The organism is Rathayibacter sp. SW19, assembly GCF_030866825.1.
Taxonomy (GTDB): Bacteria; Actinomycetota; Actinomycetes; order Actinomycetales; family Microbacteriaceae; genus Rathayibacter_A; species Rathayibacter_A soli.
Map to the genome: position 1 here is coordinate 838530 of NZ_CP133020.1, position 20074 is coordinate 858603.

Below are 20074 nucleotides of genomic sequence, written 5' to 3' on the forward strand. Positions count from 1 at the left end.
GCGGGGGTCGCGGGCACCCAGACGTTGTTCCTCGCGGGCATCCCGCTCGTCGCCGGCAGCGGAGCGCAGCAGCTGTACCTGCAGCTGACCGGCTCGCTCACCGGAACGCAGCAGTTGCACAACGCAGACGGATCGTTGCTGCGAGGGTCGTCGCCTCCTCCCGGAAACGGCTTCACCGTCGCATCCGCTCAGGGCGGCGGCGGCGGGGCCGGATCGTTCAACACCCAGAACGCGGACACCGTCGTGGCGCCCACCGTCACCGCATCTGTCGAGGCCGCGTCGCTCGCGGCGGGCGGCAACGTCGGCATCACCGCGACGACGCGCACCAACTCCGGATCGTCCACGAGCAACGGATCGGGCGGCATCATCTCCGGCGCAGGCGTCTACGGCACCGTCACCGGCACGAACACCACCTCAGCGTTCATCGGCAAGGCCGCCAACCCCGGCGACGCCACAGGCGTGACGGTCACCGCGGGCGGGATGGTCAAGGTGGCGGCCACGACGACGATCGTGGCGAACGCAGACTCCAACACCGAGAGCGGCGGCCTGTTCGGTGGGTCGATCTCGCAGGCCGACGTCGACCTGCACGACCACACCACCTCGAGCATCGGCATGGGGGCACACGTCACCGGCGACACCGTCAACGTTCTCGCCCAGACGGCCGGCTCGCGGGTGACGAGCCACTCGCGCTCGATCTTCATTGCCTTCGCCGGGTTCGCGACGGCCGAAGCCGATTCGCACCTGGAGAGCATCGACTCGGCTCTGATCGACGGGTCGCCGGCATCGCCGTCGGAGCTCACCTGGGTATCCGGGGTGAGTGGCCTCGACCTGCGCGCCATCCACACCGACAACACGCGCTCGCAGGACGACGACGCCCAGTGCTGGTGCATCGGGCCATCGCACAACAACGGCTCGAACGGCTTCGCCTTGAGCGAGATCGCTGCGGCGCAGACCGGGGCCACCGTCACCGCCGGCACTCGCAACGTCTTCGGCGTCACCACGAACGACCCCGCGTATGACCCGAACGGTGCGAACAAGCCGTGGCTGCTCGCCGTTCCGCCGAAGCCCAGCGTCGCGCTGTATGTCCAAGCGGAGAAGACCAGCGGTGACAGCGACAGCGTCCCGACGCGCAGCGTCGACTGGAACGCGGACGCGGTTTTGTACGAGGGCCCGAGCCCGACGCTGATCATTGCGCCCAACGGGCAGGTGCTCACCGCGACGAATATCATGGTGAACGGCATCCAGAACCCCGCCCCGGGGACACCTCTGTCAGGCCCGATCGAGGTGAACGACCTCATCAACCATGACACGGCGAACGTCTACATGACCTCGTCGAGCGGCGCGATCGCAAGCACGGCGAACGGCGGTCCCGCCCCGGCCACCCACTACTGGGGCACGTTCTGGTATCGCGACAACTGGCAGTCGGTGACGATCGTCAACCAGTCGACGCTGCGGCTCGTGATCGACGACATCAATGTGCTCAACGTCGGCACGCCGACGGTGTGGCTGCAGGCGGGCGGTTCGGTATCGGCGAAGTTCGCGATCGTGCGCCACGTCGATCCGACGCTCGTGACGATCTCCAACACCGACACGACGGTGCGGCCCGACCTGCTCGTCAACGGCCACATCGAGAACCCGATCGGCGAGACCGACATCTCCAGCACAGGCTCGATCTCGTCGTCGTCGGTGCGCGGCGGCAACAGCTCATACGACGCTGCGCTGGTCCCACCGCCGAGCACGCTGCATACTTCGCTCATCCGGACCAACATCCTGCACCTCGTGGCGGGCACCTCCATCGGCGCGAGCGGCACGTACCTCAACGTCGACCTCGTGCAGTGGGCGGGCCACAACCTCGACATCACCGCGAACTCGGGCACCAGCCAGTACCTCGACCTGCAGACGCTCCTGCGCGACCCCGCGATCGCGAACCCGCAGACTCCGGCCTACGTCATCCCGATTGACCATCTCGTCGCGGGCGACAGCATCTGGGTGCGGCTGCAGGCCACGCAGTACCAGACCGCGGTCGGCACCGTGCCGGGCATCCAGGTCACCTCCTCGACCCCGCCGAGCGGACTGTACGTGAGCTTCTACCAGCCGGACGGCGGGTACTGCTTCTACCCCGATGGATGCGGCTCGGGCCACCCGTTGCTCGAGCCCGGCGCCTTCGCCACGGGCGGCGGCCCGACCGCGTCGACGTACGACTTCAGCCTGCTGGATGCCGGCTCCAACGGCAACAACGGCCTGATCGACGTGTTCGCCGCGAACGACGGCGCGGCGGCGACCAGGATCAACATCGTCGGCCTCGTGCAGATCGAGCAGCCCGCCTCGGGCACCAACTCCGGGTCGGGCATGTACGGCACGGTGAACGCCGATACCAACGGGTTCATCACGCTCACCGAGCAGACCGGCGATCTGCGCGCGGGACTCATCCGCTCCACCGACGACGACGTGACGCTCACCGCGCCCGGATCCATCTACGATGCGCCGCAGCCATCGACCAACCCGCCGCTGCCCGGCCACAGCCCGGCCGCGACGACGCCTGAAGTGGTGGGTGTCAACATCACGATGACCGCACAGAACGGCACAATCGGGCAGAACAGCAACTTCGTGGAGATCCAATCGTCGATCGACCGGTTCGGCGTGCTGAACGCGAGCGCACCCGGCGTCATCCGCGTCTCGCAGACCACCGGCGACCTGCACGTCGACACCGTCACCACCTGCTACGGTTCGAGCGCGACCACGTGCGCCGACATCTCGCTGACGAACTTCCACGGGTCGATCACCGACGGGCACAACGCGGGCACAGGCGGAACCAGCGCCAACATCATCGGCAACACCATCGACCTGCTGGCCCGGTACGGCAGCCTCGGCGACCCGAGCGGCGGCAACGACCTCAAGCTCGACTCGGCCAAGGGCAGCAGCTGCCTCAGCACCTACACCCTGCTCTACCAGGGCGCGAACTACCAGAACGCGACGGATGCGCAGCGCGCGGTCACCGCAACTTGCGACGTTGCAGCTCAGGCCGACGGCAGCATCTACCTCACTCAGGTGGAGGGACCGTTCAACGTGCTGCTCGCCCACGCGGGCGAGAACCCGGGCAACGTTGCCGCGCCGACAAACGTGCGGCTCACGAGCACGGAGACCGGGGCGGAGGGCAACGACATCCTGCTCCTGCACTCAGGCTCGACGCTGGTTGTCGAGAACGCCCCGCAGACTGTTGCGCAGGGGCTCATCGAGGCTGAGAACGGCAACGTGACGCTGCGCTCGGCCGACGACATCGTCACCGACCCATCGAGCGTGATCATTGCGACGACGATGGCAGCGGATGCCGGCACCGGCGCCACCGACCCGAACCTGCCGAAGACGCTGACCGGCAACATCGACATCTACGGCGACTGCCACGGCGCTGCGTCCGGTGTCTGCGACGTTTCCGCGCTGGACACCAGCAAGCCGGACCCGACCATCGGCGACGGCACTGTCATCGTTCTGCGCAGCGGTCAGTCCGCCGCGGGCGGGCTTCCGGGCGGTATCGCCAACGGGGTCGGCGGGCTCACCCGGCTGTTCGGCGCGAACGAGGCTGACACGTTCATCTTCGATCGCACGATCCTCGTCGGTCAGACGCGCGCCTACGGCGACGGCACGCCGACCCAGGCGGGCGTGTATGCACCCACCTGCAACGGCCCCCCGAACTTCTGCGTCGATTCGTTCGTCGTGAACCGGCTGCAGACGATGATCCCGCTCGGGCAGGATGTTGCGCGCGGCGCAACGCTCACCCTCGACGGCCAGTCCGGCAGCAACGTCTACTCGATCTTCACGAGCGGAAGCCAGTTCACCAGCAACAACTACGAGATTAACGTGCTCGGCTCGCACGACCCGGCCGACGGCACCGACACCCTCAATATCTACGGCTACGACACCTACACAGCAGGCGCACCAGACTCGACCGGCATCAACCCGTCGACCAACAACGAGTACGCCACCAACGACATCTTCCTCCTGCGCGGCACACCGGCCGGGATCATCGGCGAAACCGCGGCGCGGCCGCCGCTGTACCAAGGCACCGGCGCCACCCCCGCCTCAGGCGACCCGTACTCCGCCGGCTCCGGCTTCGTCGCACTGCTGCACTCGACCCTCGCGAACACGCAGGCGAACCTCGGCGGCACAACCACCACCGGCACAACAGGGGCGTACGGCGTCGAACGCATCAACTACGACTCCGCAATCAACGGCGGACTGCACGTCTACTCACTCGGCGGCAACAACTACTTCGCCGTCGACGACAACGCAGCCCCGACCTACCTCGACGGCGGCTCCGGCGACAACCAGTTCCAAATCGGACAGCTCTACGGTGAGCGCCGCACGGCATCCGCGATCCCCTCCGGCACCCCGACGCAGCCCGCTTACGGGGCTTCCGGCAACCTGGCAGCCGAGAACATCTTCGACGTGGCCACCGTCGCCACCACCCGCGGCTGGCTCTCCCGCGGCACGAGTTCCCCGCTGGTCGCGCAGGGCGGCACCGGCAACAACACCTTCACGGTGTACTCGAACCACGCCGTACTGCACTTAGAGGGCAACGGCGGCAACAACCTGTTCATCGTGCGGGGCTTCGCCCTGGCGCAGACGGATGCTGCGGGCAACATCATCCTCCCAGGCGGCTGCACGACCATCGAGGCTCCCGCGTGCATCCCGATCCCGATCACGACCAACGGCTACTCCACCGCCGCGCAGACGGACGTGCGCACCGGCGCAGGCAACAACCAGGTCGAATACAACATGAACGCGCCGGTCTCGGTGGACGGCGGAACCGGCTTCAACAAGCTGATCATCCTGGGCACCGAGTTTGCCGACCACATCGTCGTCACAGACCACGGCATCTTCGGCGCCGGCATGTCGGTCACCTTCAAGAACATCCAGGTGATCGAGGTCGACGCGCTCGAGGGCGACGACGTGATCGACGTGCTCTCCACCCCGCCGGGCGTCGCCGTTCGGGTGATCGGCGGCCTGGGCAGCAACCAGATCAACGTCGCGGGCGACGTGAGCGGCAACGTCTACTCGCGTGATATCAACGGCACGAGCGGCACTGTCAACCTCGCCGTCATCACGAGCGACCAGTTCTACAAAGACCTCGTCATACCCGGAGTCTCGCTCAGCGTCGCGCAAGGGTCGCAGGGCGCGGTCATCGTCACAGAGCACGCCGGCGGCACGGTCGTGAAGGAGACGCAGAACAACTCGCCGTCGAGGCCACCGATCGGCACGATCGACTCGTACACCGTGCGGCTCGCGCAGGCGCCCACCTCGACCGTATACATCGCGATCAACGCGGAGCCAGACATCCGGCCGAACCGCGAGGGCACCCCGCAGGGCGACTCGATCCTGCTCGCCACCGCACCGCTCGGCACAGTGCCGAACGCGGGCACGACCACGGCCGACAGCGATTTCTACCAGCACGTCATCATGGATGCCATGCCCACCGACCTGCCGCAGCGCTCGCTCGTGCTCGTGTTCACTCCCGGCAACTGGCAGACGCCTCAGGTGGTCTGGGTCGGCGCCATCAATGACGCGCTGAACGACGGCATCCGCACGTACGAGGTCAGCCACAGCGTGCTCAGCATCGACCCGTTCTACGCGAACGCGACGGTGCGCAATGTCGAGGTGACGAAGATCGACCCGGGAAGCCCCGGCATCCTCGTGACGAACCTCGGCAACGACAACACGACGACCGCCGCCGTCACGCCGCGGTTCACCGACGGGGTCGGCAACGGCACGTCGACGTTCACCTCAGCGGGCGCGCACTTCACACTGAACGACATCGGGCAGCCGATCGCGCAACTCGGCGGCGCGAACATCCCGGCCAACACGGTGATCATCGCCGTGAACAGCGCGACGAACGTCACCCTGTCGGCCGCAGTCGCCGCCGGCACGGGCATCGCGTTCACGCTGCCGAGCAGGCTGACCTCCGCCATCCAGTTCCGCGACGGCGTCACGACCTCAGGATCGACGACGCTGACCTCGGCGAGCGCAGGGTTCAACCAGGGCGACATCGGGCGCACCGTGGTGGAGGCAGACCTGGGCAACGTGCTGCCGACCGGTGCGACGATCATCGCGGTCGCCGCAGACGGCACGTCGGCCACGCTGTCGGCGCCCGCGACCGGCACCGCGGCATCCGTCGTGTTCGCCCTCCCCGACCGCAACGCCAGCAACGTCGTGCTCGGTGGCAGCGTCACCCCGCCCAGCGGCTCGGCCGCGACGGGCAAGACGGCCACCGGTATCTCCGGATACTCGTCGGTCGTGCTGGCCGCGGCGCCGACCGGCACCGTCGTCGTGACAGTCACCGCGGCCGGCGACCCGCGCATCTGGCTGTCGAGCACCGACCCGCGGTTCCATGTGGTCAAGGAGCCAGATGGCATCCATGAGGGCGTGTACACGATCACGTTCGGCGTCGGCGACTGGTCGACACCGGTCATCGTGCGCGAGGATGCCGCCCCCTGGTACAGCATCGCCGACCCGCACAACTCGTACATCACCGCAACGGTCACCAGCACCGCCGACCCGGCCTACACGGGCATCGACAACAGCTCCACACCGTGGAACGTGCTCGTCTACGCGGACAGCACGGCGAACGCCATCGTGCAGGCCCCCGACAACATGGTCGTCACCAAGTGCGCAGACACCGCGTGCACCACGGCCGGGCCGGGCTCGAGCTTCAGCGTGCGGCTCACCAAGCAGCCGTCGTCGAACGTCACGATCGCGATCGTCACCGACGGGCAGACGGATGCCGTCATCGGCGGCCGCATCACCCTCGGCGCGATCGGCACAGCGAAGCACGGCCTCTTCACCGGAGCGGTCGTGTTCGACCCGGTGCTTGGCACCCTCACCCGTGCCGACCACTCCAGCTGGCTCGACGACGGGTTCCTCGAGGGGCAACTGTTCGAGATCGGCGGCACCCTGCTGAAGATCCAGGCGCTGACGGGCACGACGTCGTCGAGGGTCGACGTGCTCACGGTGACCGACCCGACAGCGCTCGCCGGCGCGCTGGGTGCAGCCGGAACCTACACGACGACCCTCACCGAATACGCAGCGCAGATCACCTTCACGCCCGGCAACTGGAACCAGCCGGTCATCGTGCCGCTGAACGCCGACCCGAAGTACAACGTGCCGGCGGGCAACGCGTCGCTGCTGAGCTTCCCGAAGATGCCGCACCTGCTGTCCGGCATCCGCGGCCCGCTGTCGGTCGAGGGCGGGCCGACGCAGAACAACCACGCGGCACTGAACCTGCCGGTCATGCTGCCGATGGAGGGCAACTCGCTGCCGTTCGGCATCGGCGTGCAGCCGCCGGAGGCCCAGCAGGTCAACGTGCTGAACATCTTCGACGACGGATCGCAGCAGAACCAGACGGGGAGCCTCAGCGGCACGGCCCTGAGTGGGTTCGGCATGGGTCCGGGCGTCGACTTCACCCACCACAAGGGGTACCTGCCGGGCGACCCGACGCATCCGACGTTCGGCGAGCCGGCGAAATTCCCGAGCGGCATCAGCTTCGGGTCGATCACCGTCGATCCGGTGACCGGCGACATCCTCACCAACGCGTCGCTGTCCACCGTCCAGGTGCTGAACATCCTGCAGGGCCAGGGCAACGACACGCTGACGGTGACCGGCACGCTCACCGGCGGCCGGTTCACGAACGAAGACGGCACGCCGGGCACCACGTTCGTGCATGGCGGCATCACGGCACTCAACGGCGGCGGCGCCGAGCCGTTGACCATCACCGGAACGTTCGCGATCACCGCCACGACCATCACCCGCCTCGATGGCACGGCGTGGGCGACGGACCAATTCGCGGTCGGTAAGGAGCTGATGTGGAACGGCGTGCCGATCGGCACGATCACCGGCGTCTCGGGCGCCACGCTCACGTTCGTGGGCCACGGCCCGTCAGCCGGCGGCGCGGTGAGCGGCACCGTCGCGATCTTCGACCCGGCCGTGCACGTCACCACGCGCATTCACCTGGTCGGCACCACGATCATCCGCACCGACATGCGGTCGTGGCGTGAGGCAGGGTTCCACGTGGGCGACATCGTCACGATCGACGGCGTCGTAATCGGCACCGTCACCGGTTTTGCAGGGCCGACCGACGACATCCTGCAGCTCTCCGCAGCACCGGATGCCCTGGCGTGCGATCTCGGCGGCACGTGCACGGCGACGATCGCGGTGGCGTCCGCGTCGAACAACCCGGTGCGTTACGGCGGCAACGTGTTCACCATCACGGGCGGCGGTGGCCCCGGCCCGGGTGCGACCCCGCCGACGCTTACCGGCATGTTCACGCTCGGCACCTCGGGCAGTGCGCAGACGCTCACCCGCACCGGCGGATCCTGGATCACCGACGGCTACGTCGTGGGCATGGTGCTCCAGATCGGTGGCCTGGCAGCCTGGACGATCACGGCCGTGACCGCTCTCACGCTCACTTTCACCGGGCCGCAGATCACGGTCTGGGGCGGCGGCGGGTCGACTGTGGTCGGCTACGCACCGTCGCCGCTCGTGGTCTACGGCAGTACGTCGCAAGACGGCATCTGGTACTCGGGCGACCCGGTCACCCAGACCAGCCGGGTGTTCGGCTCCAAGCCGTTCCCGAACCAGGTCGGCGTCGGCACGCCGCAGTTCGTGTTCCCGGTCGCGAACGCGTTCAGGCACGCGGGCAACAACATCATCGACGCGAGCGCCCTGTTCGCGAACGTGCCGGAAGGCCAGGTGCCCTCGATCGGCCTCACCATCTACGGCGGCGCGGGTGACGACACCATCTACGGCAGCCAGGCCGGCGACGTCATCGCGGGCGGCTCGGGCGACAACACGATCTATGGGCAGCGCGGCGACAACATCATCCTCGGTGCGAACGGCGTGAACACCGATCTCGTCGCGCGCACGGTCACCTTCCCGACCGTGAACACCAGCACCTACCAGGATGCCGACCCGCTCGTCGCCGGCGACAACCTCATCTACGGAGATGTTCCCGGTGCGACAACGACGGACCGCTACGGTGACTACAACAACCTCATCTTCGGCGCGTTCGGCGTGGTCACCCAGGACACCCAGGAGGCAATCGTCGGCGTCATTCCGAACACGTCGCGCACGGTGACCGGTGCGATCGTCTCGAACTCCGCGGTTCCGCCGGCACAGAACGGCGTCGCCACCATCACGGTCGTCTGCACCAGTGCCAGCACGGCGAACTGCTTCCGCCCGTCCGACGTGGGGCTCGCCATCACGGATGTCGCAGGCACGCTCCTCTCGTCGGGCACGATCATCACGGCCGTGAGTTCCGACGGCCCGAACGGCTACGGCACGAGGGCGACGCTGTCGCGCGGAACGATCGGCGCGGCATCCGGAACCGCCGTCCTGTTCACGATCGGACCGGCGCAGGGATACTGCCGGCCGACCGGCACGACGTCGCTGAACCAGTACTGCGCGCCGAGCGGCGCCACGCCGTGGGGTGACGCGCGGGTGGAGAAGATCCAGACGACCCGCGACATCCTCGCCGCCACCAGTGACCAGCCGGCCAACCACGGCGACAACCGCATCTACGCGTCCGGCGGCGACAACGTGATCGTGGGCGGCGACGGCAACAACGACATCCAAGGCGGGCCGGGGCGCAACCTGATCATCGCGGGCAGCGTCGCGCTGAGCCGCGGATCGCACTTGTTCAACTACACGAACCTGCGCTTCCAAGACCTGACCGGTACGCAGATCTACAGCACGACGCCCGGATCGCTCACGAACAGCCTGACCAACGGCGTCGCGCAGAACGACCCGACCGGGCACGCGTGGTGGGGCGACTTCCTCTCCGGCAGCGGCGGCATCCTGCTTTCTGTTCCGGCCACCGACACCACACGGCCTGCAGCGCTGCGCGATTCGGAGTTGAAGGGCGCCGACTACATCGCGGGCGGTTCCGGGTCTGCCATGATCTTCGGCGAGTCGAACGACAACATCATCCAGGCGCACGGCTCGATCGACATCACCGCACCCGATTCGCTGACCGGGTACCCGACCGTGTCGAACGGCTCGCCGCCGATCGGCAGTGTGTTCGGCGGGGCTGCGACGTGCTCGTTCCGCGGCTTCTATCTCGGCAACCGGGTGGGCGCCTGCCGGGATGCGGGGAACAACCTGCTGATCAACCCGTCGGTCGACGACTATGCGGCTCTGCAGTACGTGCTGACCGGTGCCATCACGTTCGGCGCCCACACGATGACGCTCGCGCAGGGCTTGTGGTGGGCTGACAGCGGGTTCGCGGTGGGGCAGACGCTCAACGTGGGCGGCAACGCCGTCGGCGTCGTCACCGCGATCAGCCACGACGCGTCGACCGGTCGCGACACGCTCACGGTCACGGGGAGTCCGGCACCGGCATCCTGCACCTCGCTGCCGTGCACGGTCACCGCGACGGTCGCGGCGACCGACGGCCAGAGCTACATCGAGGGCGGCCGAGGCAACAACACGATCTTCGCGAACCGTGGCCAGAACGACATCATAGGCGGCAACTCCGACTTCTTCAGCCTGACGCTGCCCAGCCAGCGCGCCAGCGGGTCGAATCTCATCTTCGGCGGCTCCGGCCTGGACGTCGGCCGTGAAGACTGCGGCGACGGCGTTCTGGATGCGACGAACCACTGCATCACGAACCCGAACGGCCACGCGCACGACAGTAACGTCATCCTCGCGAACAACGGCGACATCATCCGTCTCACCGGCACGAAGGGGCAGTACGGGGTCGGCAACGGCGTGGCCATGTCGGTCGGCTACCTGAACTACAACTACGACGTGAACGGTTACCTCACGGCGACCGAGCGCATCATCGCCCGCGCCGTGAACCTGCTCGACATGACACCGGGCGGGCCGGACCTCGCGAACCAGCCCGGGCCGCAGGTGACCGGGGCGAAGGCATCCAACGGTGTCGGCGACATCGGCGGCACGCCGATCACGGTCGACGGGCAGCCGCTCATGCGCGGCAGCGAGATCCACGCGGAGTCCGGCGACGCGTTCATCTACGGCGGGCCCGCCAACGACGTCATCTACGGCGGCGGCCAGAACGACACGATCATCACAGGCTACGCCGACAACTGGATTTCCGGTGGTCGTGGCGACTCCTGCATCATCGGCGGTGGCGGGCGCTGCTTCGCCAGCCGCAACAGCTCCAGCTACGGCGAGCCGCTGTACGGCATCGCCCCGATTCCGGCGGCCCAACTCAGCGAGCTCATCACCACGCCTGGCAACGTGCAGCAGGCCGTGATCAACGTCGCAGGTGCTCTGACCTACACCGCGGTGCTGTGGCCGTACAACTGGGATCCGGCGGCGAACGGCAGCCCGAGCTTCTCCGTGGGTTGCAAGAACAACCAGATCTGCGACGCCTACCAGCCGCGCTACGGCCACAACATCATCTACGGCGGCTGGGGCAACGGCGTCATCCACGCCGGACCCGGGCAGTCTGCGGTGTCCGGAGCCGAGGCGCCCGAGCTCGGTTACGCTGACAACTTCGACATGTCCGGCACCGCGATCAACACCACGCCGTACGAGACCGACTGGTACCACCCGTTCAACCCGGGCAACCCGGCGGGCTGGCACCCAGAAGCCGATGCCGGCAACGGCAACGCCGCCCGGGCCGCGATGGCGGGCAAGTCGAGCTACTTCGACCCGACCGATGTGCGCAGGCAGGTGTGGCTGAACAGCACCGTGAGCAACAACTTCGTGCTCGGCCAGCCGAACCCGCTGCTGTGCAAGTGGGCCACCGGCCAGACGCCGACGGCTGCAGGATGCCTGCCCTTCTTCCTCACCTTCGATCCGACGGATGCCGGCATGCCGCTCGACACCACCTGGTACCAGGGCACCGGCGACCCGCAGATGCCCACCACCGGCGACAAGGCGATCTTCGGCGACCTCGGCAACGACTACATCGTGGCCGGCATGGGCAGGGTGCGCGTGTACGGCGGCAACGGCAACGACCTGATCGACCTTCGCGCGAGCACGTTCGTCGACGGCGGCCTAAACGACGGACCGGTGCCGAACCTGGTGAAGAACCCCGACGGCTCGTTCAGCCTAGCCACGTCGAACTTCGTGTGGGGCACGCCGGCCTGGGAGGCGCTTGCGTACGGCGGGTCCGGCCAAGACATCCTGTTCGCCGGCACCGTGGGCGACCGGCTGATTGACTGGGTCGGCAACCACAACAGCTACTACGTGCCGTTCTCACCGTTCGGCATGCCGACCGTGAGTCGCACGCTCCAGCCGTTCCTGCCCGAGTTCCTCTACGCGCTCTCCAAGAGCGACGGCGCCGACCAGACGCTCATGACGCGCTACGCGCCGTATGACGACCGCTACCAGGGCATCGCCTCTCGCAACGGCGAGCCGTTCGGCGAGCTGAGCCTGGTGCTGCAGCACGACTCGCTCTGGCACCAGCAGACCGGGTCGCCGTTCAACCAGATGCCCGGCAATCTGGGCGGCACCTCCGTCGACGTGCAGAAGACCGCCAACGTGCGCCCCTTCAACTCCTCGGGCATGGGCTCCTCGTCCGGAGTCATAGGCGCGACGTCGACCATGCCGATCGTGTCGCTGCCGTCGGGCGCCGGCGTGAATCTGCCGTCGGGCATCACACCGTCGACGGCGACTGCCGTGCCGCTCATCGTCAGCGGCATTCCGGGCTCCACGCTCACGTACACGTTCCGTGAGGGCTCCACCGTGCTGACCGGAACCGGAACGATTGCGGCATCCGGTCAGTTCACCGTGGTGCTCGACCTCTCCGGATTCGCCGACGGCGCCATCTCGCTCACGGTGGTCGTCACCGCACCCGCTCAGGCGCCGATCACGGTGACAAGCATGCTCGGAAAGAGCAGCGTGGCGCCGACCGCGCCCACCGTGACCGTTCCCGTGTACGCGAATCTCGCCACCGAGACGGCGTACGCGGTCACAGTAAAAGGGCAGGCCGGCTCCATCGCGACCGTCGTCATCACCGACAGCGCCGGCAACGTGGCGAACGGCATGGACATCCTCGACTCCACCGGAACGGTGATGATCCCGGTCGATGTGTCGCACCTCCTCGACGGTGTGTTCACGGTCTCGGTCACCCTCACCAACGGCATTGGCAACAGCACGGCCACCAGTGTGATGGCCACGCTCGACTCGGTGCCGCCCGTGCTGACTGTCACGCCGGTGGGTGCGGTGATCACCCCATCCACGGTTGGTGGCGTGTCGATCGCGGTCACCGGAGAGCGTGGTGCCCTCGTCAGCTACGCGATCACTGACGGCACGACTACCATCACGGGATCTGCGACGTTGAACGGCAGCGGCAAGACCACCTTCTGGAGTGGGTCGCTCGCGGCGCTGCGCGACGGAGCAATCACGCTGACCGTCACCGAGACAGACCCAGCGGGCAACCCGACCGTCTACACGCAGTCGCTGCTGAAGAAGACCGCGCCGCCCGCGGCCCCGACCGTTGCGCTGAACAGCGCGGACGACTCGGGCATCTCCGCATCCGATGGAATCACCAACGTCGCCGCACCGCGATTCATTGTGACTGCGGCCCCCGATGCGGTGTCGACCACGGTCTACGTCAACGGGGCGGTCTACACCGGGCAGACCCTAGCAACCGGCACCTACACGGTGACGGCAGTGAGCGTCGACGCGTACGGCACGAAGTCGAGCGCCTCGGCTGCGATCACCGTGGTGATCGACGTTGCTGCGCCGACAGGTTCGGTCACCGTCTCCGGCAAGACAGTCGGCGGCGCCGTCTACGTCACCGGAACCTCGGTGACGCTCGCCCTCTCGTTCGCGGGTGCGCCCGCGGGGATCGCGACGGTTTCCGTGTCGCTCGACGGCAGCGCGTACAGCACGCCGGTCGGCTACGCCGGCACTGTCATTCTTACCCCAATCGGGGCGGATGGCGCGCACACCGTGTCGGTGCTCGTCACCGACCGCGCCGGGAATTCGGTGGTCATCACGCGGTCGTTCGTCGTCGATCGCACGCCAGCGGCGATCACGGACACCATCACCGGGCCATCGAACGGCACGTTCTACGACGTCGCGCAGAAGATCACACTGACGTTCGGAGCGGCCGATTCCGGTTCGGGCGTCGCATCCGTGCTGGCGACGATCGACGGCGCGAACTGGGCGAATGGGGCGGCGATCTCAGTTGAGAACCTGGCCGCAGGAGCGCATACCGTCGTCATCACCGCCGTCGATGCGGTCGGCAACACGTCGACCAGCACGTTCACGATCGTGGTGCGTGCAACGGTCACCGGCTTACAGGCTGCCGTCGGTTACGGCCTGAGCAGCGGCCTCATCACGTCATCATCGGTGGCCGCCAGGCTCACCTCCGATCTGGCGAACGTGCAGACCGCGCTGAACGCGAACAACACTGTGGCAGCGAAGGCTGCTCTCACCGTCTTTGTCAACGACATCACCGCCAACCATCGGTCGTTGACGACTGCGTACGCCGCCCTGCTGACGGGCTGGGCTACCGACCTGTCCGGTTCGCTCTGATCCTGTTGCACACGTCGGCGCGCACCGCACGCGTGGCGGGCGCGCGTTCCGCGCCGGGTTCGATGTGCTCGTTTTCGCTATTTCGAATCCCCCTTATGTGAGGCGGATTTGAAACAGCGATAATGCGCATGCACTTTCCGCGGGCCCGCTTTCCGCGCACGCACTTTCCGCGCACGCGCTTGCCCCGTGGATGCGCGCGGGCTGTGAATGCTCGCGCCGCCGCACGCTCAACCGCAGCCAGCGCCACTTTGTGCGGGGTGCGCCAGCTGAAGTGGCGCAGGGTGAGTAAAGTGGCGCACCCGGCGCACCCGGCACATCCGGCGCACCGGGCGCACCGCGGCACGGGCGCACCGCGCGCCCCCGGTGCTCGCCCGCCCGCCAGCGCGCCTACAGCAGGCCGAGCTCCAGGGCCAGGGTCACTGCGCGGGTGCGGTCGCTCACCCCGAGCTTCTCGAACACGTGCAGCAGATGGGTCTTCACCGTGGCCTCGCCGATGAACAGCTCGCGAGCGATCGACGGATTGCTGTGGCCGTCGGCGACCAGCCGCAGCACCTCCAACTCGCGTGCGCTCAGTCGGGGCCGCCCGTCGGTCGCGGCACTGCCACCGGAACTGCCGCGCGCATCCGCGGCGGCGTCGGCCGCAGCATCCGCCGCCCGCACCCGCTGCACGAGTTTCGCGGCGATCGCCGGTGCCAGCACCGTTTGGCCGCCGACGATCGAGCGCACGCCCGCCAGGATCTCCTCTGCAGGCGCAGCCTTCAAGAGATAGCCACTCGCACCGGCCTCTATCGCGCCGAGGATCAGGTCATCCGTCTCGTATGTCGTCAGAATGAGCACCCGCGTTCCGGGCAGCGCCGCCGTGATCTGTGCGGTGGCATCGGCGCCGCCGAGGCGGGGCATCCGCAGGTCCATCAGCACGAGATCGGGCTGGAGTTCGCGGGCGCGCTCCACCGCCTCAACCCCATCGGATGCTTCCCCCACCACCGTGATCCCGCTCGCGGCCGCGAGCAACCCGGCAATGCCACTGCGCACGACGGGGTGGTCGTCGGCGACCAGCACGCGGATGGGTGCGGTGGGGTCGGGTCTCGATACGCGTGCTCCTTCGTCGCGCGCTACTCGACCGGCAGTAGGGGGTCTCGATACGCGTGCTCCTTCGTCGCTCGCTACTCGACCGGCGGGGGGTGCTCCTGCGTCGGGCGCTACTCGACCGGCGACGGGGGCTCCTTCGTCGCTCGCTACTCGACCGGCGGGGGCGGCCGCATCCGCAGCGGTCACGCGGCGAGCTCAACCGTCATCGGGATCGTCACGCGCAGGGTTGTGCCGGTGCCGGCGGTGCCGGAAACGTCCAGGCTGCCGCCGACCAGGGCGACCCGGTCGCGCATTCCGCCCAACCCGAAACCGGTCTCTGACGCGGGGGAGTAGTCGGCGATGCCGCATCCGTTATCTTGAACGGTCAGCTGCACCGCAGCGCCGTCTTGGCTGACGCACACCCGCGCTTCGGATGCCTGCGCGTGCTTTCGCACATTCGCCAACCCTTCCTGGGCGCAGCGCAGCAGCACGACCTCGAGCTCTCTCGGCACAGCGGATGCCGTCACCGACGCGCTCACCCGCACTCCCGTTTCGCGGTCGAACCGGTTGGCGAGGCGGGTCATGACCTCCGCCAGACTCGAGTCGCCGACGGTCACCGGTGCGAGCGCCGCCACGAGGGAGCGTGCCTCGGTCAGCGCGTCGCGGGCGGTCGTCTCGATGAGGTCGATGCTCTCAAGTGCGCGCGTCACGGCAGGCCCGAGGGCAAGTGGGAGTTCGCCACGGGCGCGCTGGGCTAGCATGACCAGGCTGGTCAGGCTCTGAGCGATCGTGTCATGGATCTCGCGGGCAATCCGCTCCCGTTCGCTTGCAACGCCGGCCTCATGGTTGGCGGCGGCGAGTTCGCTCTGCACGGAGCGCAATTCTTGCAGGAGATGCCCGCGTCGCGCGCTGTCGCTCACGATGTGGGTGATCCAGAGGCCGAGCGCCAGGCTGAACAGCAACGACAGCCCTTGCATCATCACGGCCTGCGTGACCGCGTCGATCGAGAAGCCGAAGCCGAACGCGAACCCGACGGCGACCGCGACGATCAGGACGATGTTGTATGCGATCGCCTGGCGTGTGTCGTCGATGATGCACCACAGGTACGGGATCGCGATCGCCTGTAGCGTCGCCAGCGACGGAGTGAACGCGGCCGCCAGCGCACAAGCCGCAATCAGCACGAGAACGAACGGCAGCGCAAGCGGCGGGGCCGACAGCGCTCGTCGGCCGAACGCGAGGTAGCAGGCGCCGACGACGCCGAGAACGATGTTGGCACCCCAGTGAGCGGCGGCGGTCGGCGAGTAGCTGATCAACGCCATCAGAGCCAGCAGCGGCAGGCTGAGGCCGAACGCAAGATCCCACCACTTGGTCGAGTGCATGTCGATCACGGCACTGGTCGACTCGCCCTGCAGGGCCGCGCCTGTGCGATCGCAGGCCTGATCATTGAGTTGCGTGTGCGCTTCGTCGTGCGTCATGGTGCGCTCTTTCATGCGGTGTTACGTGTGCGCGGATGCTGTTATCGAGGGTACGCGCCCCGAGACCTTGGTGGTCGAGTAGCGAGGTTGTTGGTCGAGTAGGGAGGTTGTTGGTCGAGTGGCGAGGTTGAGGTTCGAGTAGCGACCTTGTTGGTCGAGTAGGCCGCCCGCGGCCGTATCGAGACCCCGCAGCGAGATCTCATAGTCTCGATACGCTGCACCACTCGACCATCGAACCCGGCCACCGTGCACGGCATCCGCTGCATCACGTGTCCTTGCGGATCCAGCGGAATGTCACACGGCAAAGCACGATTCCGATGATGAGCCAGGCGAACAGCGCGACCGCGACCCAGCCGAGGTTCCAGCTGCCGCCCTGCTCGGCCGAGGCGAAACTGGCCGGCAGGAACACGGCGCGCATGCCCTGCGCCATCCACTTCAGCGGAAAGATGCTCGCCACATTCTGCAACCACGTCGGCAGCATCGTGAACTGCAGATAAACGCCGGAGATGAACTGCAGGATCAGTGTGATCGGAATGACCACCGCCGTCGCGCTCTTGCCGGTTCTGGGTAGGCCGGAGAGAGCGATCCCGAGCACAGCGGATGCCGCAATCCCAACCACGAATACCCACGCAAAGGTGAGCCAGCTGCCGGCATCCGTCGGCAATGCCACGTTGAATGCGAAGCGGGCGACGAGCAATAGCAGAATCGTCTGCATGATGCCGGTCATCAGCACCTGCCCGAACTTGCCGATGAAATAGCTCATCATCGGCAGGGGAGTGCCGCTGAGCCGCTTCAGCGTTCCGTCGCCCTTCTCGCCGGCGATGTCGACCGCGAGGTTCTGCAGGCCGCTGAGCAGCACACCGGCGGCGAGCATTCCCGGCAGGTAGTAGGCCGCGATCGTGATGCCGCCCGAACCGTCGGGGTTCGTGCCGAGCTTGCCCTGCGAACTGAATGCCACAGCGAAGATCGACAGCATCACAACGGGGAACAGGAAGGTGAAGAACACTGTGTCGCCGCGACGAAAGTACGTCTTGACCTCGTAGCCGATCCGGCTGACCCCGAGACGGATGCCGCGCCCCGCGGGCAGCGCGGTCACCCTGGTGTCGATTGTGGTGCTCATGCGTGTGTCTCCGTTCGACGCTGATCGAGGAGGCCGCTTGCGGCCGTCTCGAGATCCGATGACGCGTGGGTGCCTGGGTCTCGATACGTCCGCTCGCCCTTCGGCTTGCGCTCAGGGACCGAAAGCTCGCGGGCTACTCGACCAGCGAGGGCGGGGGTGGGGGCAGGGTCGGCGGCCGGCGCATCCGTTACGTTCAGCATCTGCAGGTAGATGTCTTCCAGGCTCGGGCGGATCACCTCGAGCGCTTCCGGTTCGCCGCCAAGGCGAGCGACCAGCTGCGCGACGAGTGCGCCCGGATTCGTCGTGCGCTCCTCTCGCAACGCGGATGCTTCGCGCCAGCGCACGACGGGCACGCGCGCATCCGCCCCGCCGATTTCGTCGATCGGGCCGATCTCGACGAGCTTGCCGCCCGCGATGACCGCGGCGCGGTCGCCGAGCTGCGCGGCCTCGTCGAGGTAGTGCGTTGTCAGCAGGATTGTCGTTCCTTCTGCCTTGAGCCCACGGATCAGGCCCCAGAATTCGTGACGCGCCTCGGGGTCGAATCCGGTGGTCGGCTCATCGAGAAAGAGCAGTTGCGGGTGGCCGATGATGCCGAGGGCGACGTCTAACCGGCGGCGCTGCCCGCCGGACAATGCCCGGATGCGGGTCTTCGCCTTGTGCGTCATTCCGATGGATTCGATCACCTCGTCGACATTGCGCGGGTTCGGGTAGAAGCCTGCGAAGTGTGCGAGCTGCTCGTGCACCGTCACATCGCCCGGCTCACCGGTGGACTGCAGCACGATGCCGAGCTGCGCCTTCCAGGCGAGCGAGCCGTGTTGGGGGTCGACGCCGAGCACGGTCGCCTCGCCGCCGGACCGGTCCCGATAACCCTCGAGAATCTCAATCGTCGTGGATTTTCCCGCACCATTCGGGCCGAGCAGCGCAAGGGTCTCACCGCGCTGAATGTCGAAGGTCACGCCATCGAGTGCGGTCAGATTGCCGTAGTTTTTGCGCAGGTCGCGAACGCTCACAACGGGGTCGGATGCTGTCATGCACTCAGGATCGCAGCCAACGCCCGCGGGCGGTAGCGTCCGACCGGTCGATTCTGAGCATCCACCGGTCGGTTGATGCCTAGCAAAGTCGCACTCGATGACCGGGTTGCATTCGGTTGCAAGGCTTGCACTCAGTTGCAAGGAGATAGTCCAGTTCGGAGGGCCAATTCGCCGAATTCGTCCTTGACACTCGACTATCTCCTGCAATCCGTGGGCATAACGGCTCGGCGCGGCACCGGGTCAGGCGCGGTGAAGGCCTTGGGCGATCGAGAGCAGGATTTCCTTTTCAACCCGGGTCCATTCGAACAAGATCTCTTTGTAGTCGTAGCGCAGAACGGTGTAGCCGCGTAGAACCAGTTCCCGGTCCTGGGAAATGTCCTTGCGTCGCTGCTCGGGTGAGGAATGATGTGCGAATCCGTCGATTTGCAAAACGAGTCGTTCGCCGATCAGGCCGTCGACCGCGTGGCCGCAGAGCACCACTTGTTGCCGAACCGTAATACCTATGAGCGCAAGGCGACTGGCTGGGAGCGTCTCGATCCCTGAATCCGAAAAACAGGTGCTTGCTGTCCGCACCGCTCGGGCCGCTTCGCTGCGCAGCGGAAGTTGAGCCAGCTCTTCCTCGGAGGTGAGGCCGCGATTGAGAGCGGAATCCCACACGACCAAGGCCTTTTCGAACGGTTGGCAATCGGCGATCTGCACAAGCGCATTCTCGATCGGTTCGATCAGGGCGTAGCGGCCGACAGGCACGAGGTCGCGGCCCAATGCAACCGCTGGCCTTTTGATGCCTTGTATGTTGAGTGCGGTGAAACGCTGAGATGTTGAAGCTTGTCGTCGATGGTCCAGAGTTTCAACCGTTTCGCAAGGCTGAGGCACGCGAT

At 67.1% G+C, this 20074-nt stretch carries 6 protein-coding genes (1 of these 6 running past the window's edge); 1 reads left to right on the top strand and 5 read right to left on the bottom strand.

Annotation, left to right across the window (positions count from 1 at the left end; genetic code table 11):
* A protein-coding gene (locus tag QU604_RS03845; protein ID WP_308467475.1) for an Ig-like domain-containing protein crosses the window boundary here: on the top strand, positions 1-14502 show its end. It extends 15792 nt beyond the left edge of the window; only the last 14502 of its 30294 coding nucleotides appear in the window; the start codon falls outside the window, past its left edge; the stop codon is at positions 14500-14502.
* Positions 14503-14889: 387 nt separating this feature from the next.
* On the opposite strand, the gene QU604_RS03850 is transcribed toward QU604_RS03845, so the two are convergent.
* The 5 genes from QU604_RS03850 to QU604_RS03870 all read right to left on the bottom strand — a co-directional run bounded on the left by QU604_RS03850 (position 14890) and on the right by QU604_RS03870 (position 19958).
* Positions 14890-15567, bottom strand: coding sequence for a response regulator transcription factor (locus tag QU604_RS03850; RefSeq protein WP_308468838.1), 678 nt, complete (start codon positions 15565-15567; stop codon positions 14890-14892).
* 206 nt (positions 15568-15773) lie between these two features.
* A complete protein-coding gene (locus QU604_RS03855; RefSeq protein WP_308467476.1) occupies positions 15774-17045 on the bottom strand; it encodes a sensor histidine kinase in 1272 nt (423 codons plus the stop codon).
* Positions 17046-17310: 265 nt separating this feature from the next.
* Complete coding sequence (locus QU604_RS03860) at positions 17311-18165, bottom strand: ABC transporter permease (protein ID WP_308467477.1); 855 nt, start codon at positions 18163-18165, stop codon at positions 17311-17313.
* A complete protein-coding gene (locus tag QU604_RS03865) occupies positions 18162-19196 on the bottom strand; it encodes an ABC transporter ATP-binding protein (protein ID WP_308467478.1) in 1035 nt (344 codons plus the stop codon). The genes QU604_RS03860 and QU604_RS03865 overlap by 4 nt, the downstream gene beginning before the upstream one ends.
* 240 nt (positions 19197-19436) lie before the next feature.
* A complete protein-coding gene (locus tag QU604_RS03870) occupies positions 19437-19958 on the bottom strand; it encodes an endonuclease domain-containing protein (RefSeq protein WP_308467479.1) in 522 nt (173 codons plus the stop codon).
* Positions 19959-20074: the final 116 nt, after the last annotated feature.